Below are 24,395 nucleotides of genomic sequence, written 5' to 3'. Positions count from 1 at the left end.
TTTACTTTCTGCGTTCAGCTTTTTATAATGAACCGCAGAGGACGCAGAGGAAGAAAGGAGAATATGTTGAGGTAATTAACTAGGATTTGGTATTACCTTTTGCTTTCTGTTTTCTATCTTCTGCTTTCGGTATTCAGCACGATTAAGACCTCGATCTGTTGCGGTTTGTTTAGTTTGTTTTTGAGTAAAATATTTGGCAAGAGAATCTATATTTGGAGAGTTAATCATTTCCATAATTGGTAACTCTTGAGTAAAGATTTCTTGTAGTTTTACTTGAGTTCTTATCAGTAATAGTGAATTGCCGCCTAGTTCAAAAAAGTTATCGTGAATTCCTACTTTTTCTATTTGCAATATTTCTTGCCAAATAGCAGCAATCATTTGTTCAACTTCAGTTTGAGGTTTTACATATACCAAGCTATTTTTTGGGCGAGTACTTTTTGGTGCGGGTAAGGCACGGCGGTCTATTTTACCGTTTGATGTTAATGGTAAAGTATTGAGGATGAAAAAATCAGCAGGTACCATATATTCTGGTAGTTTCTTTTGTAGGAAGTTGCGCCACTCTGCTGTTTTTGATTCTTGAAAAAAGTCAGCGTTTTCTCCTTCAAATAGGTTGGATATTTCTTCTGAATTTGGCACTATATATGCTACCAGTTGCTTGTTTTCCTGTGATTCTCCAATAGCAGTGACGATCGCTTCTTTCACGCTAGAATGTTGTTTCAAAGTTACTTCAATTTCCCCCAATTCAATGCGGTGTCCGTTAACTTTGACTTGGAAATCTTCTCGACCGATAAATTCGATATTTCCATCTGGTAAATATCGACCTAAATCGCCAGTTTTATATAATCTTTCTTGAGTTTGGGGATGAATAATAAAACTAGCATTAGTCTTTTCTGGGTTGCGCCAATAACCTTGAGCTAATCCTATTCCTCCGATGTAAAGTTGTCCAGTTACCCAAATTGGACATTGTTCTAAAGCTTCATTTAATACATAAAAACGTTGGTGACGCATTGGGCGGCCATAAGGTATACTTTTCCAAGTAGGATCGACTTGTTCGATCGGATAAAGAATTGACCAAATAGATGCTTCTGTTGCACCTCCTAAACTAATTACTTGTGCTTGTTCAAATACAGCGCGAATCTGGTTTGGTAAGTTTAAGGGAAGCCAATCTCCACTTAACAGAATTAGTCGCAATGATTGAGGTAATAATTGCGATCGACTAGCCGCATATTCTACTAGCATTTGCATCAAAGTTGGCACTGAGTTCCAAATTGTCACCTGATATTTGGCAATTAATTGTAACCAGCGATCGGGGTCTTTTGTCGCATTGGCATCAGGGATAACAATTGTTCCTCCTGCTGCTAAAGTGCCAAAAATGTCATACACTGAAAGATCAAAACTTAGAGATGATAGGGCAAATACTCGGTCTTGATATTTCACGTTAAACCGCTGATTAATGTCGAGAATTGTATTAACTGCGCCTTGATGATCGATCGTTACTCCTTTTGGTAAACCAGTAGAACCAGAAGTATAAATAACATAAGCTAAATCTGATGGTTTTTGAATCGGTTCTAAAGGTGTTGGAAAACTAGAAGTTTCGCTGGTGTCAATACAAAACCGAATGATATTTTCTGGAAATTCTAAAGCGGTTTCAAGCCAAGATTGAGTAAGGATAAATTGCGCTTCTGTCTCTTGTAATAAATGCGATCGACGTTCGCTAGGAAGTCCGGGATCGATCGGTACATAAGCAGCACCAGAAGCTAAAATGCCTAGAGCAGCAACGATTTGTTCCCAGCCTTTTTCCATTACAATTGCTACTAATTGGTTGGGACGAATGCCTTTTTGTCTCAGTTGATGTGCGATTTGATTGACGCGATCGCTTAATTCTTGATAGGTTAAGGTGCGGTTTTCAGTAATAATAGCTGCTTGTTGGGGATGCTGTGCTACACGGTCGAAAAACAATTTATGCAATAAATTTGTCTGATGTACTAAAGTATCTGTTTCATTAATTTTAGCTAGTTGTTGTAACTGTTCTGCTGGTAAAAATTGTCGCGTTTTTGTTTGCCAAAGTTCTTCTTTATTAGCAAGATCTTCTAAGAAATTGCTATAAGCGGCAAACATATCATCTAAAAGTTTTTCTGGGAAAACTTCTTCCACAGCATCCCAATGTAAAATTAAGGTTCCCGCATCTTCAAAAACTTGATGATCTAGATAAACTTGTGGAGTTTGGGTGATGCTGTAAACGAGTTCTCCCAACCAAGACATTGGTACTGATTGTTGGTTTTGGCTACTTTGAATAAGGCTGCTAGTGAAAACAACTGGCATGAATGCTGCTGAAGCTTGACCTCTGTTTCGCGCTAGTTCCCGCAACACTTGCACGCCACTGACGTAACGACGATCGAGACTTTCCCAAAGTTGTTTTTGAATGCGTTGAGTCCGCACTTCAAATGACTCTTGTTTTGAATTATCTACTGCTAGTAAAGTGACAGATGTGAAGTCTCCCACAATTTGATTTACTTGTGGATGCAATGGTAAAGGATTAAAGAGAGTTAAATTAAGTGAAAATTGCGGATTTTTACTCCAAGTTGTGAGGATTTCGGCAAAGGCAGCTAATAATAATCCAGAAGGAGTTATGTTAATTTGGGTAGCTTTCTGTTTAAGACGTTGCCAGCTATCAGGCGCTAGTTTTTTAGTTCGGCGCACAAATTGAGGATGTTTGATCGATGTCAAATTTTTAAGTAGTGGTAGTTCGGGAGATGGCGGTAAATTTGCTAGACGATTTTGCCAATATTTTAGCGATCGATGATATGTTTCTGAGTTATGGAAGGCAATTTCAGCTAATACATAATCCCGAAATGAGAGTTCTAAAGGCGGAAGAACTGTTTCAGGATTTTGCATTAGTTGAGTTAGTTCTCGACTAATAATTCCTAAACCGGAAACGTCGCAAATTAAGACATCAAAATTAAAGTGCAGTCTAGTTTTTTGATTGTTTAATAGAGAAGCTTGGATGCTAAAAAGAGGCCATCGATCGCTAGGTAATTTTTGGTGGGATAAGTGCGATCGAATATCTGCTAACTGGGAAGAAACTATTTCGGGAGTTTCTTTTCGTAAGTCCAAAACTTTAATTTTGTAGTCGGGAACTTCTGCCAAAATTTGCTGTTGTCCGTCAGGTAGGACGATCGCTCTTAGCATCCCATGACGCTTAATTAATTGCTGCCATGCTTTTTCAAATAGTTCTAAGTCTAAATTAATAGTATCAATTTCTAAATAAGCTTGACTGGCTACATTACCCAAATCAAAAAGATTTTGACGACCGATCCAGTAAGCTTGTTGAACATCAGTTAAAGGAAATTTTTGGTTTTCTTCGTCTGGATTAAGAACTATTTTAGGGAGTTCCTCTTGAGGTGAATTAGTTTGAGAATCTAACTTTATTCCACCTCGTAAACGGTTTTCCAGCAGTGCTTGCTTGGCTGGTGAAAGTCTAGATTTTAATTGAGTGAGGTTTTCTGATGATGACATTGCTTTTCCTGATTAAATATTTTGAGTTTTAAGCAATTAATGATTAGTAAAAAACCGCAGAGACGCAGAGGAAAAAGTGAGAATATATTGGAAAAATTAAGTGGGATTTAGGATTATTTGTATTTGTATATATTTGGGGTAAGGCTGTATTGATTTGAGGTCGTTTTCTAGAAGAGATAGTTCGTATTTTTTATCAATTTCTTTAAATCCGGCAAATTTATAAGCTATATACATCATGCGATTTCGATTATTAAAAACGAATTCGGCACACAAACGAACGTTATTTTCTTTTGCCAGTTTCATTATGTAGTTAAGCATAATTGCACCGACACCTCTAGACATAACTCGACAAGACATTAACAATAATTTGATTGTCCAAATATTTTGTTGACATTCAACAAGAGCTAGTCCGATTTTTCCATAGCTTCCATATTTATCTGATAAGCTGGCGATTAGTAGTTTGTGATTATTTGATTGTCTAAATTGATTGAGTTCATCGTATGAATAAGTATAGCCAGTTGTGTTGAGTTGGTTCGTGCGTGTTGTTAATTCTTCGGCTCGTTGCAAATCTTCTTCTTGAGCCAAAGAAATAGTAAAGTGCATTTTAAGTGTGGCTAAGAATTCTTCTTTGGAACCAACAAATTCTGATTCTAATTTTTGACGTTGTATATCACCAATATACATCAATCTTCTATTTTTTGAATCCTCTGTAATAAAAATAGGATTCATTTCTGGCATATCAAGCAGTTTTTCTAGAAAAGCGGCGTTAATACAGAACACTTTAGGTAGTGAAAAGTTAACTTCTTCTAACTCAAATGGCTGATCGTCAATAAAGGCGATCGCATTTATACCAATGTTAATTAATTTAGCAATTTCTTGGATTGAGGAAACTTTAGAATTCCAATTAATTTGGGGATACAAAAAGTAGTCATGTAAGCCCAATTCTTCTAGTTTAGCCATTGCTCGATCGTAGTCATTTTTGCTGGCAATAGATTGAAGGATTCCTCGATTGTCCAAAGTTTTAACGATGCTCAACACATTGGGTTTTAATTCAATGCGATCGTCTTCTAATAACACGCCATTCCATAAAGTGTTATCTAAGTCCCAAACTACACATTTAATTGTTTTTTGGTTAGCTGATTTGGTTGCTAATTTCTCCGAATTTAAATTTATCATTTTTTAAATCCTTGCTGTTAATTCTTGAGATATCACTGGAAGATTGGGTGAAAATAAATACTCTTGATAACCATACTCAGCGATGGTTATTTGTTGAATTTGATTGCTGCCTTCGATAATTTCCATGATTTTTGCATCTCGTAAATATCGTTGAACTGAATATTCACTACTGCAACCATTAGCACCATGAATTTGTACTGCTTTATTTGCCGTTTTAGTTGCTGTTATAGAAGCAAAATATTTGGCAATTGAAGTTTCCATAATTGATTTAGGATCGCCATTATCTCTGAGGTAGCCAGCTTGATAACATAGTAATCTTGATGCTTTGATGTTCACCAACATCTCCGCGATCATTTGTTGAATTAATTGATGTTCTTTTAGATAAACCCCAAACTGCTGCCGTTGATTTGTATATTGAATGCAAGCTTCTAAACAAGCTTGGGCAATGCCTACACAGCCCCAAGCTACGCTGTATCTTCCATAATCTAATGCAGATGAAGCTACATGAGAAAAACCAAAACCCTGTCTACAAACGAGATTTTCTAAGGGAATTTTACAACCATTTAGGTGCAATTCTGCTAACATCGAAGCTCGCGTACCTAGCATTCCAAAAATGGGCTTTATTGTAAGTCCAGGGGAATTTTTTTCTAATAAGAATGCTGTAGGTTTACCTTCATTTTGAGCAAAAACTAAAAACACATCTGCTATTTGTCCATAAGTAATCCATTTTTTTTGTCCATTTAATATGTAAAAATTTTCCGCTCGCGTAGCAGTTGTTTCTATACTTTTGGCATCGCTACCTACATTAGGTTCGCTCAATGCAAAAGCAGCAATAACTTCTCCTGATGCTAATTTAGGCAGCCAATTTTCTTTTTGAAATCTGTTGCCCCACTTAAGCAAAGCTTGAGATACCATGTTATGAACTGTCAGCAAACTTCGCAATGAAGAACAACCTCGTCCGATTTCTTCATTTAAAAGACCAAATGCGATCGCATCCATGCCTCTGCCACCTTTATCTTTAGGTAAGGCAGCACCTAAATACCCTTTTTGAGCTAATTTTTCAATCAGTTCGTTGGGGGTGTGTTCTTGGCGATCGTATTGGTTGGCATGAGGAATAATTTCTTCATTTACGAAAGCTTTAAATTCAGATTGAGCTTGTTTTTGCTGAGTAGTTAATTCTAGATTCATAGTATCACTTCAATGTCGATGGTTAATTTTAATTGCCTGCAACTACCGTTGTTTTACGATCGAGTAAATTAACCATAGCGTTAATACTCTTGAAGTTTTCTAAATCGAGATCTTCATTCTCAATTGTGATTTCAAACTCTTTTTCTATAAACAAAACCAGTTGCATAGCAAACATGGAATTGACAAAACCAAGAGCAAAGATGTTCTCATCATCTTGTAATTCTCGATCGCCAAAATATTGTGCAAGAAAGTTTTTGATTCTAGATTTAGCTGCTTTCATGATGGATTACCCCAAATTAATTACCGTAAATTTAAGCTATTCATTTGTAAGCATAAAAACCCTGCCCGCTTTTTCGACCATACAGCCCTGCATCTACCATTTTTTTGAGTAATGGGCAAGGTCTGTATTTACTATCGTTAAAGCTTTCGTAAAGAACTTCGATCGAAAAAAGAATTGTATCTAATCCGATTAAATCAGCAGTTTCTAATGGCCCCATTTTGTGACCAAAACAACCTTTAAAAATTCTATCCACATCTGATGCTGAAGCAACTCGATCTTGTAAGAGAAAAACTGCTTCATTAATTGTTAACATCAGTACTCGGTTAGAAACAAATCCGGGTGAATCATTTACTAAAATGCCTTCTTTACCCATTTGCGTTAACACTTTTTTGACCGTTTCAATGGTTTCTTGAGAAGTGTGATACCCACTAATAATTTCCACCATTGACTTTATAGGTACTGGGTTCATAAAATGAATCCCAATCACTTTAGGCGATCGCTCAGTTACCGAAGCAATCCGAGTAATAGGAATAGCAGATGTGTTAGCAGCAAAAATTGTTTCTTGAGGGCAAATAGCATCAAGTTGAGCGTAAACCTCCTTTTTAATATCCCATTTTTCGGTCGTATTTTCAATAATAAATTCCGCCGATTCTAAGAATTGGTAATCGGTGGTAAATTTAATGCGAGATAAAATTTCGCTCGGATTTTCGATTTTCTCACTTTTATTGAAAAAACCTTGAAAACGAATATTTTGAGCAATTTCTTGTTTGGCTTTTTCTAAAATGCGATCGGCAATATCCACAAGAATTACTTGATGTCCGGTTTGGGCAAGATTTTGCGCTACCCCAATGCCCATCACCCCGGCTCCAACAACACCAACAACTTGAATATCCATTTTCAAAATTACCTCTTTTATAAATTTTAGCTATCTTTTACTAACTCTATTTGTAGGGCGCAAAAGTGTTAACTTAACGCACGATTCCATCATGTTTAGCACCAGTACTGGAAATATTTAATACAAGAGCTTCAGCTTCTTCTTCAGTTAACTCTTCTAATTCACCGATTAAAATTCTTTCAATAGCTAAAGCACATTCTGCTACAGTAGGAGATTCTAATAACAGAGTTACCGGAATTTCTAACTGGAAGTCTTTACGAATTTGGTAAATTAGCTGAGTTGCAATTAAAGAATGTCCACCTAATTCAAAGAAGTTATCATGAATACCTACTTTTTCAATTCCTAAAAATTGTTGGTAAAGGTTAGCAATTATCACCTCGATTTCATTACTAGGGGCAACGTAAGAATTTCGTAGGTTTGAACGTGGGTGGAATGCAGAATTTGTTTGCTCATCTACCTGTGGTTTTTGGCGTTTAATCCACTTATTGATTTGGGCGTTTAAATCAATTTGTGAAATAACAACTTGAGAAAGTGTACTTTGGGACAAAATCCGCTGAAAAGCTTGGTTAGTTTCTTCTGGTATGTCAATCCAGAGCCAATTTGTGCTGCACCAATTATGGTGATTAGCTTGATTTTTTTTGTGAGCAAAAGCATCTAGAAAAATATTGGCTGAACTGTAAGCAGCTAATCTTAATCCTCCCAAAATTGAGGAAACAGAAGATATTAAAACGCAATAATCAAGTTCTCTTCCTTGCAACACTTTTTCTAAAGTGTATACTCCCTGCACTTTTGGTTGAAAATGTAATTCACATTCAGCATAACCTATTTCTAAAATTGACTTAGTGGAGTCTTTTTCAGATGCTCCAGCAGTGTGAATTACGCCGTTAATTGTACCAAATTTTTGCTCAATTTGAGTAATCGCTGCTTGCATTTGAGCTTCATTAGCGACGTTAGCACTAATGACTAGAACTTCAGCACCTAATTCTTTTAATTCTTGAACTTTCTTGATTGCATTACTTATTCGATCGCACTCATCATGAGTCGCCAACCATTGTTCCCATTCTTCTTTTTTAGGCAATCCCGATCGCCCTATTAATGCTAATTTAGCTTGTACACTTTCAGCTAAATATTTAGCCAGCATTAGTCCAAGTTTTCCTAATCCACCTGTAATCAGATATACGCCACCTTGTCGCAAATTTATTTGAGGCACACTGCTATCATTTAATTTCATGGATTCAAAATCTTGCAGCCATCGATGATTGCCACGATAAGCAATTGTTAAATCAGAAGATGGAGCAGATATTTCTGTCAGAATATAGTCGATTAGTTTCTTTTCTTGCTGACTATTTGGTTCTGGTATTAATAAATCAATACTGCGGCAAGTAATATTCGCATATTCCTGGGGGATGACGTTACATAACCCTAACAAAGTTGCTTTTTCTGGATGCAATATATCTGTGCTTTCAATTCCGTGTATACCTTGGGAAAGTACCCAAATTTCTAGCGAATCTGTAATATTTTGTTTTACGATCGCTTGAGTAAGAAATAACAAACTATAAAAGCCTAAGTTCTGAGTTTCTGCAAAAAGATCGATTTCTTCTGGTTCTTCTTTGCTCAGTTTGATTGTCCATGAATGAATTATAGTTTTAGGCAACTTATTTGTAGCCTGAAGATTTTTAAGTAAAGCATGATAATCATCTTGCGATCGAGGATTAATTAAATATTCCCTGTCACTGAGTTTACTAAATTGTTCTCCCACCCTCACTCTAATAACATCTTGATTTTCAGTTTCTATTCTTTTAGCTATTTCAAAAGATAAGCTACAGTCATCAACAAACAATAACCAACAAGACTTTTGTTTAGCTAAATTACCTGCTTTAAAGGGAACTGGTGGGATTGATTTTTTCCAAATTGGAATATAAAACCAGTCTGCTATATCCGGTTTTTTCTCTAAAGAAACTTGCTTTGTTGATGCAGTTTGTTCAGATTTAAAAGGTTCAACCCAGTAATACTGACGCTCAAAAGGATAGGTTGGCAATGGAGTCCGATAACGAGATTCGTAACTGTAAAATCCCGACCAATTTATCTTAATTCCTGATAGCCATAGTTGACCTAAAGTATTAAGTAAAAAGCTTAAATCTGAGGTTTGATTATAAGCATCTCGAAGGGAAGACAAGATAACTTTATCTGTTACTCGATCGCTTTCTAAACATTGTAATGCTAAACTACTTAATGTTTGTCCGGGGCCAACTTCCAATAAAATCGGTTTGTGTTGTTTCCATAACTCATTTACTCCATTGGCAAATAACACTGGTTGACACAAATGTTCTGTCCAATAATTCGGATCTGTAGCTTGATTTTCTGTAATCCAAGTTCCAGTAACGTTGGATAAATAAGGAATTTGTGGGGGTTTAAGATTAATAGTTTTAACCAACTTTGTGAAGGATTTGGCAATTAGTTTCATGAGATGAGAATGAAAGGCGTGAGAGGTTTGCAAACGCCGACAAGCTAATCCTTTTTCAGTGAGTTGAGAAGCTAATCGATCGATCGCCTCTACATCCCCAGCAATTACACAAAGTTTTGCCCCGTTAATTGCTGATAACGATAACTTTTCGTTTAAAAGAGGGCGTACTTCTAATTCCGAAAGAGGTACGGCTAACATTGCACCACCCGGCAATTCTTGAATCATTTCTGCTCTTTTAGCAACTAAAGTTAGCGCATCTTCAAGAGACAAAACTCCAGCTAAACAAGCTGCAACGTATTCACCAATGCTGTAGCCAATCATCGCCGCCGGACGAATTCCCCAAGATATCCACAACTGAGCTAAAGCGTATTCAATGACGAAAATAGCTGGTTGGGTGAAACGAGTTTGGTTGAGTTTTTGAGTATTTTCATCGGCAATTTCTCGATCGCGACCTAACATTTTTCGCAGATCGAAACCCGATCGAGATTCCTGCTTAGTCGAGTTAGAAGTTTGGTGACGATCGGGATAAAGTATATCTCTTAAATCTGAACCAATTAAAGGTTTGAGGATTTCGCAACAGCGATCGATCGCACTTTGAAATGTTGGCTCGACTTGGTACAATTCTCCAGCCATATTGACATAATGAGTTCCCAATCCAGTGAACATAAAGGCAACAGGACGCTCATTTGTTTGTGAAATATTGGTGAAAACTCGTTTGGGATCTTCCAATGCAGCTATAGCATCTTCAATATCTTTACAAACTACTATCCGTCGATGTTCAAATTCTCGACGACCTACTTGTAAAGTGTAAGCAACATCAGCCAAATTAAGTTGAGAATGCTGCTTGAAATGTTTGACTAAATTAGTAGTTGCTGTGTCTAAAGCCGAATTAGTTTTAGCGGATAATGTTAATAATTGCCAAGGACGGGAGGTTGTCGAGCGCTCAATTTGTGGTGCTTCTTCTAAAATTACGTGAGCATTTGTTCCCCCAAATCCAAAAGAACTTACTCCCGCACGACGAGGTATGCCATTAATTTTCCATTCAGAGAGCTTGGTGTTAACATAAAATGGACTATTTTCAAAATCTATTTGAGGATTTGGTGTTTCAAAATTAAGGCTTGGTGGCAGTAATTTATGCTCGATCGCCAAAACCGTTTTAATCAAGCTAGCTATTCCCGCCGCTGCATCTAAATGCCCAATATTGGTTTTTACAGAACCAATTGCACAATAACCTTTTTTATTAGTAGAAAATGCGCGTTTTAATCCAGCAATTTCGATCGGATCGCCCATAGAAGTTCCTGTTCCATGAGTTTCTACATAAGTAATAGTTTCCGGCTCGACTTCTGCTAAAATTTGGGCCGATCGAATTACTTTGGCTTGGGCTTCTTCGCTGGGTGCAGTGTAGCTAACTTTTACAGCGCCATCATTATTAATTGCCGAACCTTTAATAACAGCATAAATGTAATCTCGATCGGCGATCGCATCTTCAAGTCGCTTGAGAACAACCACACCAATACCATTACCACCAATTGTTCCATTTGCACGAGCATCAAAAGCAAAACAACGACCATCAGGAGAAATACCTTCCGGGCAAAGTGTTGCTGCATTTTGAGGTGCTTTAACTGATACGCCAGCAGCCAAAGCGATATCGCAATCGCCACTAAGTAAACTTTGATAAGCTAAATGAACTGCAACTAAGGAACTCGAACAAGCAGTTCCGACGCTAATACTTGGCCCTTTAAGATTTAATTTATAGGAAACGCGAGTAGGTACGTAATCTTTATCTGAAGCAAGTAATATTGGAAAATATCCGAGAGTTTCATTGAGTTTATTAGGAAACAGGTTATAAAGCAAATATGTGCTTCTTCCTACTCCTGCATAAACTCCGATCGGTCTTTCTTCTCTTTCCGAATCATAACCCGCATTTTCTAAAGCTTCCCAAGCACACTCTAAAAAAAGGCGATGTTGCGGGTCCATAATTTCCGCTTCTCTGGGATTAAAACCAAAAAAAGAAGCATCAAATAGCTCAATATCTTCTAATAAACCTGCTGATTTTAATTCTTTGTCTTCTCCATCCCGATCGGGAAAAACCGAAATAAATTCTAATCCATTGATTAAGTTATCCCAAAAACTTTCTACGTCTTTACTACCAGGAAAACGCCCTGAAATACCAATAATTGCTACTTCCATTGCATTCGATTCAAACATGATTTTGTAAAAAAGGTTAGTTTACTTTGAAAAAATTTTGGAATTTTATACTAAATCTGGGTTAAAAATACCTTTTATGATTGAACCACTCCAGACGCAAAGAACGCAGAGGAAAGAGGGAAAAGATAACGGTAACTAACCAGGATTTGGTATTAGGAGTTGTAGGGGCGGGTTTAGCAGATAAATTTGGACTTACAGCAGAAGATTTCACAACAAAACCCGCCCTTACCCAGGGTTTAGCAGATAATTTTGGACTCACAGTAGAATATCTCATAACAAAACCCGCCCTTACCCAGGGTTTAGCAGATAATTTTGGACTCACAGTAGAATATCTCACAATAAAACCCGCCTTTACGCAGCATTATTAATTAGCTAATTTGGATTGTTTTAATCTTTGTTTGATGCGGTTTTTACCTGCCGCTACCTGATTGACTAATTCTAAATTGTTTTGATCGGATGAAGCTTTTTGTTGAGATTGATTTAAGTGTTTGGCGAGAGAACGAATGGTTGGATATTTAAATAAATCAACCAATGATATGTATGTTACACGATCGGGAAAAACTTGACTAATTTTGTTGTAAATTTTTGTAATTAATAATGAGTTTCCTCCGATTTCAAAAAAGTTACTATTCACCCCTACTTTTTCGAGATTTAAAACCTCTTGCCATAAGTTAGCAATGGTTTGTTCGGTATCATTTTGCGGTGCTATGTACGATCGTTCTAATTCTTCCAAAAAAACTTCTGGATTTGGAAGTCCCAAGCGGTCTACTTTTCCGTTAGCTGATAATGGCAAATTTTCCAAAAATATGAAAGCATAAGGCATCATATATTCTGGTAATTTACCACTTAAAAAGTTACGTAACTCCTCAATTGTCGGTGCTAATTTTGAGTCAGGAACAACATAAGCAATTAACCGTTCTTGACTTTTTTGGGTTGTGCTTGCATTCACCACGGCTGCTTTTATAGCAGGATGTTGAATCAATGCTGCCTCAATTTCTCCAGCTTCAATACGATGTCCCCGAATTTTAATTTGGAAGTCTACTCTTCCTAAAAATTGAATATTTCCATCTGGTAGATAACAACCTAAATCTCCGGTGCGATAAAGTCGTTCTCCCGTGCGCGGATGAGAAATAAAACTATCGCTAGTTTTTTCCGGGTTTCGCCAATAGCCTTTTGCCAACTGCACTCCAGAACAATACATTTGACCGGGAACCCAAATTGGACATTCTTCTAAAGCATCATTCAAAATATAGTATTTTGAGTTAGCCATTGGTTGACCGTAAGGAATACTTTTCCAATTTTGATCGACTTTTTCAATTAGATAACCAATATTCCAAATTGTAGTTTCTGTCGGCCCACCAATACTGAGCAATTGTATATTTGGAATTAAAGCACGAATGCGATCGGGCAGAGAAACCGGAAGCCAATCACCCCCCAAAATTGCCAAGCGCAAACTGTTAGGAAATGCCTCAGATTGTCCTGTTGCATAATCTATTAACATTTCCATCATCTGAGGAACCGAATTCCATAAAGTTACTCGCTCTGACATCATCAATTGAAGCCAATGACTAGGATCTTTTACAGCATCCGCATCGGGCATAACAATTGATGCTCCAGCACTCAACAAACCAAAGATGTCATACACTGATAAGTCATGATTCAGGGCTGTTAAAGCTAAAATTCGATCGTGACAATTAACATTAAATCGCTTATTAGTGTAAACAACCACATTCGCTACATTGCGATGAGTAATCATTACACCTTTTGGCAACCCTGTAGAACCCGATGTATAAATTACATAAGCTAAATCATCGGGAGTTTGGACAGATGAAAGTGGTTCTTTACTTTCTTGGGCTAATTCATCAGTATCTACACACAAATATTGAATATCTTTACTTTTAATATACGCTAAATTTTCTGTTAACCATGATTGGGTAAGTACTATTTTTGCTTCACTATTTTCGAGAAGATATAACAAACGTTCTTGGGGTAATTTGGGATCGATCGGCACATAAGCAGCACCAGATATTAAAATACCCATTACTGCTACAATTTGCTCCCATCCTTTTTCCATTACTACAGCAATTAATTGATTGGGAGATGCTCCTAATTTTCGCAAACGATGAGCTAATTGGTTAGATCGATCGAACAATTCCTGATAAGTTATCTTGCTTTGAGATGTGACGATCGCATTTTCATTTGCCCGTCTTAAAACTTGTGCCGCAAACAATTCATGTAATAGTTGATTTGGAATCGGTGCATCTGTAGCATTAATCTTATTAAATAAAGCTAATTGAGTCGGAAGTAATAGCTGCTGCGTATTTTCCATCCACGCAGATTCAGAAGCAATTAATGTTTCAAGCAAACAACAATATGCTTCAAACATATCTGGAATCATACCATCAGGAAAAAGTTCTTCCACAACATCCCAGTTAAAGGTTAATTCTCCCTTTTCTTCCCAAACTTGAATATCCATCCATGCTTGAGAAGCTTGGCTAATCCCATATACCAACTCTCCAAAGTGGCTAAAAGTCAAAGTTTCTTGTCCGAGAGAACGAAAGCCTAAAGTACTAGTGAATACGATCGGCATTGCACTGGGGGCTGTACCTTTTCTTCGCGCCAATTCTCTTGTTACCCGCACTCCACTGTAGTAACGATGTTCTAAATCTTGCCACAATTGTTTCTGAATCTGAATTGCGCGATCGCTAAAAGATTCAGATAATGAATGGTCTACAGCTAAGAGAGTAACAGAGGTAAAATCACCTAAAATGTCATTAACTTGATGATGCAATGGCAACCGATTGAATAAGGCAAGATTAATCGTAAATTGGGGGTTTTTATTCCAACGGGCGATGATTTCGGTAAAAGCTGCTAGTAATAATCCAGAAGGTGTTAAACCTGCTTTTGCTGCTCGTTCTTTTAACTGTTGCCAGTCTGTTTGTTTTAGTCTGCTTTCGTAACGTTTGTTTCGATGTTGTTTGAGTTCTTTGGGATTTTTGGCGAGGGGTAAGTCTGGCGCTAGAGGCATTGTATCGAGACGATTAAACCAGTATTCTTGCGATCGCTGATAAAGTTCTGTTTCTGTTAATGCTTGTTCAGCTAAAACATAATCCCGAAATGAAATTTCTAAAGGTGGTAATACTAAATTGGGGTTTTGGTAAAGTTGCACCCACTCATCAAATAAACGAAACAAACTCCAAGCATCAAATACTTGTAAATCATAGCTAATATGCAACCGAATCCGCCCTTCATCTAAGCGAGTGCAGCAAAATTCAAACAAGGGCCATCGATCGGCAGGGATGACTTGATGGGATAAGCGATCGCGAATTTCTGCTAGTTTAGCGTTAACAACATCTTCATTTTCTCCTCTCAAATCGACTACTTGCATTTGATAGGGAGGAGTTATTTTTTGAATCTGTTGGCGACCATCGGGGAGGACGATCGCTCTTAGCATATCGTGACGCTCAATTAATTGTTGCAATCCCCAATTTAAGCGTTCTAAATTTAAATCTTTCCCTTCAATTTCGTAATACCCATGATTAGCAACATTACCAAGTTCTAAAATTCCGCTTCGACCCACCCAAAAAGCATATTGCATATCCGTTAAAGGAAAAGGTTCATAGCGTAATTCTAGTGCTGGCACAATAGATGGCAGAGTCGTAGAATTCACATTTACACTATTTTGTTGCAGCAGCGTCAAAATTTCTGTTTTATGTGTTGCTAGCGAATGTCGCAGTTCTGGAGTGATTGCCCCTTTTGGCGCATCAATTTCTAGCGAACTGCCATTAACAGAAAGTTTTACACCTTGGTTGGAAAGAGTAGTTAAAAGTGAATGTAGATCCATGATGATGCCCAAAAATTGTGCTTTGCGTTATAAATTGATTCGCTAGTTCTGGTTTTTTAAACGAAATAATTTTGAGTTTTAGTTAAGCAATTACAAAGTCAAAATTTCCCGTTCTTCTTCACGAGAATCGGTGTTATTTCTTGTTTGTGATGCAATGAGGTTTGCTAGTTCTAATTGATTTAGTATTTGTTCCGCGAGTTGAGCAATGGTATTATCCCCAAAGAATTTTTCCATCGGTACTTGCACTTGCAAATCAGTTTCTATGCGACTTCTAAACGTCAAAGCTGCTAGGGAGTCTAGTAAAAAAGCAAAAGATTGTTGAGGTGCAAGCTGATTTGGAGGTAATTGTAAATTAGTGGTGAGCCATCCTAACAGGAAAGTTTCTAATATTTGCCGTCTTTTTTCTGGTTTGACAGCAAAAATGTTTTCTCTGGAAAGATGCTCTATTTCTGTAAGGTGAGGTTTATCATTTGAATGCGAATTTAATCCAGCTAAACGAATCTTTTCTTGTTCTGGAGTAACGTCGATCGGAGGAGCAGGTATCGATCCTAGTGCTACATCACCCCAACGCATTACCGTTGCGCCTGCTGTCGCACCTGCGCCGTTTGTGTAAACGAGAACTAGGTCATTTTCTTTTAATTTGCCCGATCGCGCAGCGTGGTATAGATTGGCAAGGGGAAAAACTGGCCCGATGTTGGCGTATCGTAGGTAAAGATTAATTGTGCGTTCTGGATCGATCGCTAATGCTCTACTACAAACGCTGGCATACCAAGCTGTAGGTGTATTGAATGCAAAAAAGTCAATGCTAGAGAGCGATATTCCAGCTGCTTTTGCTGCTCCTTCGCAACAACTGCGAACGAAATCAACTGCTGTTTCCGCTAGCATACTTGCATTGTCACCCGTTCGGGTACAGATTCGCGGCACTCCTCGATCGTCAGTTACGAGTTCGTGGGAGTAAGCGCCGTAAGTAGCAGTAGCACTATTGATTTTAGTACCGAGAACTCCTTGTCCAGGTTTTAGCGAACTTACCACAAATGCTCCCGCACCGTCACCCATCGACCAAGAAAGGGTGTCTCGATCGTCTACTGTGCCAGATCCAATGTGCGAAACTACTACTAACACATTGCGATATTCTTCTGTTGCTATTAGCGATCGAGCATTTTGCAATGCCACTAAAGCACTCGAACAAGTTGTTTCTAAGTTCCAAGCTGGACAATGCAAGTTGAGTTGACGAGCGAGTAAAGAGGCATTACCAAATCCGATCGATTCTGAAAAAAGTGAGGTGACGATCGCCAGTTCCACTTCTTCAGCAGCGAGATTTGCAGCAGCGATCGCTTCTTTAGCTGCCTGATACTCCAATGTCAGCGACGATTCATCTTGACTGAGAACTCGTCGTTCTACATTCCCGCGAAATGGATCGTTTAAATATGGTGCTACCTCCTGCGACCAAATCTCAAGTCCATCTTGGTTGGAAATGGGTTGAGAAGTTCTCGGCAACCGAACTCGCTTTGACTTTTGTTGAACAGCTAACTCTCTTGACTTGTCGTACCAGTAATCATTAGTCCGAATTAGTTTCGGAAAGCTTACGGCAAGCGAACAAATACCAATGGAGTGTCGAGACACTACACAACTCCTAAACTTCGGTAATTTTCACCTGGAATGCACATAACTTTAAACTCAGAGGCACTCAGGTAGTAATTCCGTTTGATTTATGCCTATCAGCTACTAAATAGGAATTATTAGCAACTAACTGACCTAATCATCTTAAGTAGTTGACAGTGCATTGGCAAGTGTTCCATGAACATTTATTCTTATTTGCCATATATTTTCAATAAGCATTGGTTATCAATTGATTTAGATTGTCCTTAGACAAGACTTTATATTATGTCCAACAAACGCTGTAAAGACGTTCTATATAACGTCTCTACAGCATTTTCCGTAAAGTGTTCAGGAGATCGTGCCATTAATCTTCACGCTTGCTGAGATCCTTGTGTTGCCTTAAGAGTAGTGCGATCGCCTTAAATTCAGAAAATTTTCTCAAAAGTTATTGCGAATTAATTACAATTAGCGTATTGTAGGTTTGGATAAAGAGATTATTGCAGCTTATTAAGCTAACAAGAAAAATTTTCATTAAGGAGTGCCGACATCACAGCGATAGTTGGATTGAGATATTTATGGACAATTCAAAAGCGATGGATACCCTAAAAGCAATACTGATTGATTTAGGTATTCCCAAAGAATCGCTTCACCAGGACGCATTACTACAGGAGGATTTACAACTTGATTCCACCGAAATTGTAGAAATTGCTTTGGGACTGAAGCGCAGGCTAGGTGTGAGCGTTAAGCTTGAAGGTCGGCAAGATATGACGCTAGATCAAGTTTGCCATAAAGTCGAAGCAGCGATATCCGTTCACTCTAACTCTAATCATGCCTCTTGAAAGCGAAGAGATAGCTGAAGTTAAGGGACTTGGTGTTGATATCGCATCAATTCCGCGAATTGCTAGATTAGTTGAGCGATACAATACGCCTGACGGCACGCTACGCGACCGGGAAACCTTAAACTTGTTATTTACTTTAGACGAAATCGATCGTTACCAATCTTCTAGTTATCCTTACCTTTCTTTAGCCATTAGCTTTGCCACTAAGGAAGCTGTAGGAAAAGCTTTGGGAACTGGATTGGTAGAGATTGGTTGGAATGAAATTGAAGCAAACCTCACCGAAGACAAGTTAACTGTTCAGCTATACGGAAATGCCAGCATTCAAGCGAAACGATGTGGGATTCAGAAATGGCTAGCAACTTGGTGTTATTGGGATGAGCACGTAATGGTTCAGGTTCTGGGTTTATAAAACAGCAGCAAAGGAAATTTGTATGGAAAGTATTTCCGAACAGTTGCCTAGTATCTTTAACGTGGCAGCTTATTTCTTAAATAACAATCTAGAACAAGGGAATCACCAAAAAATCGCCTTTGTGCATGGAGACGACACCTATACTTATGACCAACTCAGTTGTTTTGTGCAACGCACAGCGCGATCGCTACTTTCTCTCGGTTTAGAACGAGAAAATAGAATAGCCATTCTTTTACCCGATACTCCTGAATTAGTTTTTACTTTTTGGGGAGCTGTTTGGATCGGTGCAGTGCCCGTTCCCATTAACACCGCTTGTAACCTTGAAGAAGTGCAGTATATTTTGCAAGACTCGCGAGCTAAAATCTTACTGACTACACAAGAATGGCAAGAAAAACTCGCCCCTATTGAGTCGCAATTTTTGCAGCACATTCTCCTCAAAGATGGGGATAATACATTTTTATCTTTACTCGATCGACAACTTGACAAACCTATTCCCTGCGCCAAAACTTCTAAAGATGAACCCGCATTCTGGCTTTACACTTCTGGTAGTACGGGCAAACCAAAAGGAGTAATTCACCTACATCAAAGCATGGTAGTTTGTGCAGAACACTATGCTAAAGCGACACTTAATTTGCAACCCAATGACATCACCTATTCGGTTGCCAAAGTACCTTTCGCCTACGGTTTAGGAAATACTCTTTATATGCCAATGGCAGTTGGCGCAACCACTGTATTGTCAGATGCTAGTAACGCATTCGATATTATTTCCGACATCCAACGTTACCGACCAACTGTTTTTTTTGGCATCCCCAGCATTTATGCCAATATTCTTGCAGTACACGATATTTCGCCTTTAGATGCTTCCTCTGTGCGTTTGTGCGTTTCTGCTGCTGAACAACTTCCTGAAAGTATTTGGCAAAAGTGGCGAGAAACTTACGATCGAGAAATTTGTGAGGGAATTGGTACAACTGAATTTCTGCATATTTTTCTAGCTAATCGTTTGGGCGAATGCAAACCTGGTACTTCCGGTCGCCCAGTTCCTGGTTACGATGTCCGAGTTGTTGATGAAAATGGACTTCCTTGCCCTCCAGGTGAAATTGGCGACCTTTTGGTAAGTGGAGAAAGCTTAATGTTGGGTTATTGGAACCGACTCCGAGAAACCAGGCAAGCACTTTATGGAAACACCATGAAAACAGGGGATAAATATCTGTGTGATGCTGATGGCTATTTCAAGTTTATGGGTCGGAAAGACGATTTATTTAAAGTAAATGGTCAGTGGGTTTCTCCTTTGGAAATTGAGGATATTTTACATCAGCATCCGCAAGTTTTAGAAGTAGCAGTGGTTCCAGAATCCGATCGCGGCGAACAATTAACTCAAGTAGTTGCTTATGTCAGTCTTAAGCCCGGACAAAAGCCATCCTCAGAACTGGAAACTAGCATTTATAAGTTTGCCAAACAGCGACTTCCTCATTTTAAAGCCCCAAAAATTATCTACTTTGTAGAGCATTTACCGCGTACTTCAACCGGGAAAATTCATCGTAAATTAGTGGGAAGTAGCCAGAATTTAGCAGAATCTTTTTACATATCTGAAGTAAAAAATACGAAATAAATTTTTAATAAGGAGCAATTAATGACAACTGAATTAAAGCCTGCGCTTTCGTATCAAGAAACTTTTGTGCCTGGTAAAAAAAATGCGATCGGGATTTTACAAAATTTCTTGCAAGCTGGTATTATTAGCAATTACGTAATGTATGAAAAAGATGAAGAAGTACGGATTGCTGGGAATGAATTAGCTAAAGTATGTGTCAACAAAACTTCAGTTGACCTGGAGAGTATGGGAAAATCTTTTTCTCAACCCGTTGACGATCCTTTTAAGCAAGTAGGTGAGTTACTGAAGTCTTTACCGATTAAAAATTGGACGGCTTATGGTTATGTAGCATTTGATATGGCTGGCTTTTATTCCTCTTATTCTAAAGCGATCGAGCAGCCACTCCTCTATTTCTTAATTCCCGAAATTGAACTGCACTTTACAGCAGAAGGCGTTCATGTTAAAACCACTGGCTCATTAGAACAAATTAAAGAACTATTATCTATTGATAGTAAGCTTCCCGATTATGAACCAGTTTCTTTAGCAGAAGATTTCGCGGATTGTGAAAATTATTCTCGGCGGATTGAGAAGTTAATTGCAGCAATTCAAAAAGATGAATTGCATAAAGCTATTATCTCTCGTTCCAAAAAATTTACTGGGAATTTGGACGTGCTGGGAACTTATACTGTTGGAGCTAAAGCGAATAACTCAGCGCGTTCTTACTGTTTAAATATTGGAAATGTGCGTGCGGTTGGCTTTAGTCCTGAAATTTTGATGCAAGTCGATAAAGACGGGTTTATTATGACAAATCCTCTTGCAGCAACTCGTCCTCGCGGTCAATCTAATGAAGAGGATGCAAAACTTAATGATGAATTATTTACTGATGCTAAGGAAGTGAAAGAACACGCGCTTTCTATTTGGTTAGCACAAAGCGAACTTTGTTCATTTTGTTTGCCAAAAACGGTGCGAGTTTTTAACTTTATGGAGGTGAAAAAATATCGGTGCGTGCAACATCTTTCTTCTAGAGCTGGCGGTCAACTTCAATCAGGAAAAACTTTGTGGGATGGATTGAAGGTTTTATTTCCAGGGATTACTGTTTCGGGAATTGATAAGCAGACAGCTTTAGATTGGATCGATCGCTTGGAGGATGAACCAAGAGGAATTTATGCGGGTGGTATTGGTTGGGTTGATAGTAACGGGGAATCAGATTTAGCGATCGCAATTCGCTCTGTTTACCAATATGATAATGAAATTTATCTTAATGCTGGGGCGGGTATTGTTGCCGAGTCAGTACCTAGAAATGAGTACATTGAATCGGTCAATAAAATGAATACGATGCTAACTAATTTGGTTTTAGAATCTTGAAAAAAGATGAGATATTTGGATGAGTATCATCGGTCATGGAATTGACATTGTCGATGTCAGAAGTATCGAAGCACTTGTAAAACAAAAGGAAGAAGGTTTTGCCAAGCAATATCTTACAGTTGCCGAACGCAATGTTTCTGGATTTAACACTAATCACTGGCAATATCTCGCCAGTCGTCTTGCTGCTAAAAAGGCAGTTTTGAAAGTACTTTGTAGAGACTATCAACAGTCTGATTTATGGTTGGAGATTGAGATTCAAAAGCGATCGACAGGTGAACCTTATGTGGTTCTTTATGCTACTGCTTTGCAAATAGCAACGAAATTTGGCATTACTAAATGGCTGTTGAGTATTAGCCATACTCCATTTTATGCTGCTGCAAGTGCGATCGCATTCTCCACAACCAATAAATGTCAACTGCACGCTCATCCACCGCAATGAAGTTGACATCATAAATTCATAAACAAACTTTTTTTCGAGCAAAAACTTAATTGAGTTACTCAAAGTAACTTAAGTCTTAGGGATAAGGGAGTGAACACTAGATTGAGAGTACAACAATTAGTTCCAGGTTTTTTATTAGCTAACACAATTTCTACATTCGTAGCAGTTCCAGCTTTTGCACAAATAATAGAAGTAACTGGCGTGCGTGTAATTAGCACGCCCAGCGGAGTTAATGTAATTTTAGAAACCGATTCACAGACAACTCCCCAAGTGTCTACAACTAGTTCGGACAAAACTTTAGTAACCGATATTTTCAATACCCAATTGCGTTTACCTAATGGTGAAGAATTTCGTCAAGAAAAACCAGCACAAGGAATTGAATCGGTTACAGTAACACAGTTATCTCCAAATACTATCCGAGTTACGGTAACAGGAACCACACAAATACCAAAGGCTCAAATTAATCCCAGTTCATTAGGAATAGTCCTCAGCCTTAACACTACACCAACTACACCTAAACCAGATGAAGAAATTGAAATTTTGGTCAGTAGAGAGATACAAAATCAATATGTAGTTCCTAATACCACTGCTGGAACGCGAACAGATACCCCACTACGGGATATACCCCAATCAATTCAAGTTATTCCTCAACGAGTTATTCAAGACCAACAAGCTATAAACATTGAGGAAGTGGTAGAAAATGCCAGCGCAGTCACTTTTTTGGGTGAAACAGATGGCAGAGGCCCTCGTTTTTCCATTCGGGGCTTTGATAATGCTCCCGTTCTGCGCGATGGATTTCTATTTCGCTCTGGGTCGGGTGGTTTACTAGAAGTGCAAAATTTGTCGCAAGTTGAGGTACTTAAAGGACCTTCTTCTATTTTATCCGGTGATATCGAACCTGGAGGAATAATTAATGTAGTCAGAAAACGACCGCTATCAGAACCATTTTATAATATTGAATTTCAAGTTGGAAATCGCAACTTTTTTCGCCCTTCTTTTGATATTTCCGGGCCTTTGACCGCAGATCGTAGCCTTCTCTATCGCTTGAATGCTATGTATTTAAATGACGGTGGTTTCCGAGATTTTGATAGTAGCTATAATCGCTTTTCGATTGCCCCAGCTTTAACTTGGAAGATTGGCAACCGCACCGATATCAACTTTATTTTTGAGTATATAAAGGATGATAATCCAGCTGATTTTGGAACGGTCGCTTTTGGTAGGGGTATTGCTAACATTCCGCGAGAACGTGTGATGAACGATCCTAGTGATGTTATTCAAAATACATTCTCAGATTTGGGTTATGATTTGGAACATCGCTTTAGCGATAACTGGAAATTGCGAAATGGGTTTCGCTTTACTCATTCAGCATTTAATTATGGACGTAATAAAAATGATGTAATTTTGCTTCCTGCTTTTTTAGATGAAGAAACGGGAACTTTAACTCGATTTTTTGCCGATCAGTTTGGTGATAGCCAAGACTATAATTTGATCACAAATATCCAAGGCAATTTCTCCACTGGTCCAATTCGGCACACACTTCTGTTTGGATTTGATTTAGGCAGAGCTAACACTTATTCTGAGACAACGGTTGACTTTGATAACCCGTCACCACTAAATATTTTCAATCCCGTTTATGGGACTATTCCTAAACCGAAGGCAAATACCCTTTCTCCATTTGACGATCAAAGAACGCAGCAGGATCGTTTAGGAATTTATTTGCAAGATCAAATTAAATTATTAGATAATTTAATTGTGTTAGCAGGCATTCGTTATGATACTATCAAACAAACCTTAAGTAGTAACCTTTTTGAGTCACGGGAAACTCAATATAATGATGCTTTTACTCCTCGTGTTGGTATTGTCTATCAACCGATCGAAGCAATCTCTCTTTATGGTAGTTATTCTCGATCGTTTGCTCCTAATACAGGAACTACTGTGGAGGGAAATCTCCTCGATCCTGAACAGGGCGAAGGATTTGAAGTAGGAGTTAAAGCTCAGTTAATGGAGAATCGTTTATTTGCGACTTTAGCTTACTTCGATATTACCAAACAAAATGTTGCTGTCTCCGATCCAAATGCAGTTTTACCAGGATTTTTTATTGCTACAGGAAAAGAACGAAGCCAAGGGGTAGAACTTGATGTGGCTGGAAGAATTTTACCAGGCTGGAACATAATTGCTTCTTATGCGTTTGTTAATGCCAAAATCACAGCAGACACCGATTCAGAAATTGTAGGTAATCGACTGGTAGGTATTCCTCAACATAGTGCAAGTTTATGGACAACTTACGAAATTCAAGCTGGTAATTTACAAGGCTTAGGGTTTGGTATGGGATTTAATTTTGTTGGGGAACGAGAAGGAGATATAACCAATTCTTTTCAGGCGGATAGTTTTTTCTTGATGAATGCAGCTATCTTTTATCGGCGTAATAATTGGCGGGCACAAATCAATTTCAATAATTTATTTAATGCCAATTATATTGATGCGATCGGTAGAAGTAGCCGAGTCAGAGAAATTACTCCGGGTGAACCTTTCACTGTCCGAGCTTTAGTTTCAGTAGAATTTTGATCTTTCTCAATCGCAAATAG

General features: G+C 38.2%; 15 protein-coding genes. 7 read left to right on the top strand and 8 right to left on the bottom strand.

The window, feature by feature from the left end; translation table 11 throughout:
- Positions 1 to 75: 75 nt before the first annotated feature.
- From IQ264_RS03420 to IQ264_RS03395, 6 genes are all read right to left on the bottom strand, one after another.
- On the bottom strand, positions 76 to 3,516 hold the full coding sequence (locus tag IQ264_RS03420; RefSeq protein WP_193978621.1) for a non-ribosomal peptide synthetase: 3,441 nt from the start codon (positions 3,514 to 3,516) through the stop codon (positions 76 to 78).
- A 96-nt stretch (positions 3,517 to 3,612) separates the two neighbouring features.
- On the bottom strand, positions 3,613 to 4,692 hold the full coding sequence (locus IQ264_RS03415) for an HAD-IIIC family phosphatase (protein WP_193978618.1): 1,080 nt from the start codon (positions 4,690 to 4,692) through the stop codon (positions 3,613 to 3,615).
- A gap of 3 nt (positions 4,693 to 4,695) precedes the next feature.
- Entirely contained in the window at positions 4,696 to 5,880 is a 1,185-nt protein-coding gene (locus tag IQ264_RS03410) for an acyl-CoA dehydrogenase family protein (protein WP_193978616.1), read from the bottom strand.
- 28 nt (positions 5,881 to 5,908) lie between these two features.
- A complete protein-coding gene (locus IQ264_RS03405; RefSeq protein ID WP_193978614.1) occupies positions 5,909 to 6,160 on the bottom strand; it encodes an acyl carrier protein in 252 nt (83 codons plus the stop codon).
- Positions 6,161 to 6,200: 40 nt separating this feature from the next.
- Entirely contained in the window at positions 6,201 to 7,055 is an 855-nt protein-coding gene (locus IQ264_RS03400) for a 3-hydroxyacyl-CoA dehydrogenase family protein (RefSeq protein WP_193978613.1), read from the bottom strand.
- 73 nt (positions 7,056 to 7,128) lie between these two features.
- A complete protein-coding gene (locus tag IQ264_RS03395) occupies positions 7,129 to 11,727 on the bottom strand; it encodes a type I polyketide synthase (RefSeq protein ID WP_193978611.1) in 4,599 nt (1,532 codons plus the stop codon).
- Between the two features lie 80 nt (positions 11,728 to 11,807).
- Here IQ264_RS03395 and IQ264_RS03390 point away from each other — a divergent pair, with 80 nt between their 5' ends.
- Positions 11,808 to 12,095 (top strand): hypothetical protein, encoded by a 288-nt coding sequence (locus IQ264_RS03390; RefSeq protein WP_193978610.1) that lies wholly within the window; start codon positions 11,808 to 11,810, stop codon positions 12,093 to 12,095.
- Here IQ264_RS03390 and IQ264_RS03385 read toward each other — a convergent pair.
- Together IQ264_RS03385 and IQ264_RS03380 are read right to left on the bottom strand one after the other, a co-directional pair.
- The gene (locus IQ264_RS03385) at positions 12,092 to 15,571 is read right to left on the bottom strand and encodes a non-ribosomal peptide synthetase (protein WP_193978605.1); all 3,480 of its coding nucleotides are present in this window, start codon (positions 15,569 to 15,571) and stop codon (positions 12,092 to 12,094) included. The genes IQ264_RS03390 and IQ264_RS03385 overlap by 4 nt on opposite strands.
- 90 nt (positions 15,572 to 15,661) lie before the next feature.
- Positions 15,662 to 17,194, bottom strand: a complete 1,533-nt coding sequence (locus tag IQ264_RS03380; protein WP_193978603.1) for a 3-oxoacyl-[acyl-carrier-protein] synthase III C-terminal domain-containing protein — start codon at positions 17,192 to 17,194, stop codon at positions 15,662 to 15,664.
- A gap of 551 nt (positions 17,195 to 17,745) precedes the next feature.
- On the opposite strand from IQ264_RS03380, the gene IQ264_RS03375 reads away from it, so the two are divergent.
- From IQ264_RS03375 to IQ264_RS03350, 6 genes are all read left to right on the top strand, one after another.
- Complete coding sequence (locus IQ264_RS03375) at positions 17,746 to 18,009, top strand: acyl carrier protein (protein ID WP_193978601.1); 264 nt, start codon at positions 17,746 to 17,748, stop codon at positions 18,007 to 18,009.
- Positions 17,999 to 18,418, top strand: coding sequence for a holo-ACP synthase (locus IQ264_RS03370; RefSeq protein WP_193978600.1), 420 nt, complete (start codon positions 17,999 to 18,001; stop codon positions 18,416 to 18,418). Before IQ264_RS03375 ends, IQ264_RS03370 begins: the two co-directional genes overlap by 11 nt.
- Before the next feature lie 22 nt (positions 18,419 to 18,440).
- The gene (locus IQ264_RS03365) at positions 18,441 to 20,027 is read left to right on the top strand and encodes a benzoate-CoA ligase family protein (protein ID WP_193978598.1); all 1,587 of its coding nucleotides are present in this window, start codon (positions 18,441 to 18,443) and stop codon (positions 20,025 to 20,027) included.
- Positions 20,028 to 20,048: 21 nt separating this feature from the next.
- Positions 20,049 to 21,371, top strand: coding sequence for an anthranilate synthase component I family protein (locus tag IQ264_RS03360; RefSeq protein ID WP_193978596.1), 1,323 nt, complete (start codon positions 20,049 to 20,051; stop codon positions 21,369 to 21,371).
- Positions 21,372 to 21,390: 19 nt separating this feature from the next.
- Positions 21,391 to 21,810, top strand: coding sequence for a holo-ACP synthase (gene acpS / locus IQ264_RS03355; RefSeq protein ID WP_193978594.1), 420 nt, complete (start codon positions 21,391 to 21,393; stop codon positions 21,808 to 21,810).
- A 90-nt stretch (positions 21,811 to 21,900) separates the two neighbouring features.
- Complete coding sequence (locus tag IQ264_RS03350) at positions 21,901 to 24,375, top strand: TonB-dependent siderophore receptor (protein ID WP_193978592.1); 2,475 nt, start codon at positions 21,901 to 21,903, stop codon at positions 24,373 to 24,375.
- Positions 24,376 to 24,395: the final 20 nt, after the last annotated feature.

This window comes from [Phormidium] sp. LEGE 05292 (assembly GCF_015207735.1).
GTDB lineage: Bacteria > Cyanobacteriota > Cyanobacteriia > Cyanobacteriales > Aerosakkonemataceae > Floridanema.
Note: the sequence above shows the minus strand (reverse complement) of the source record. Positions and strands in the feature narration are given on the sequence as shown.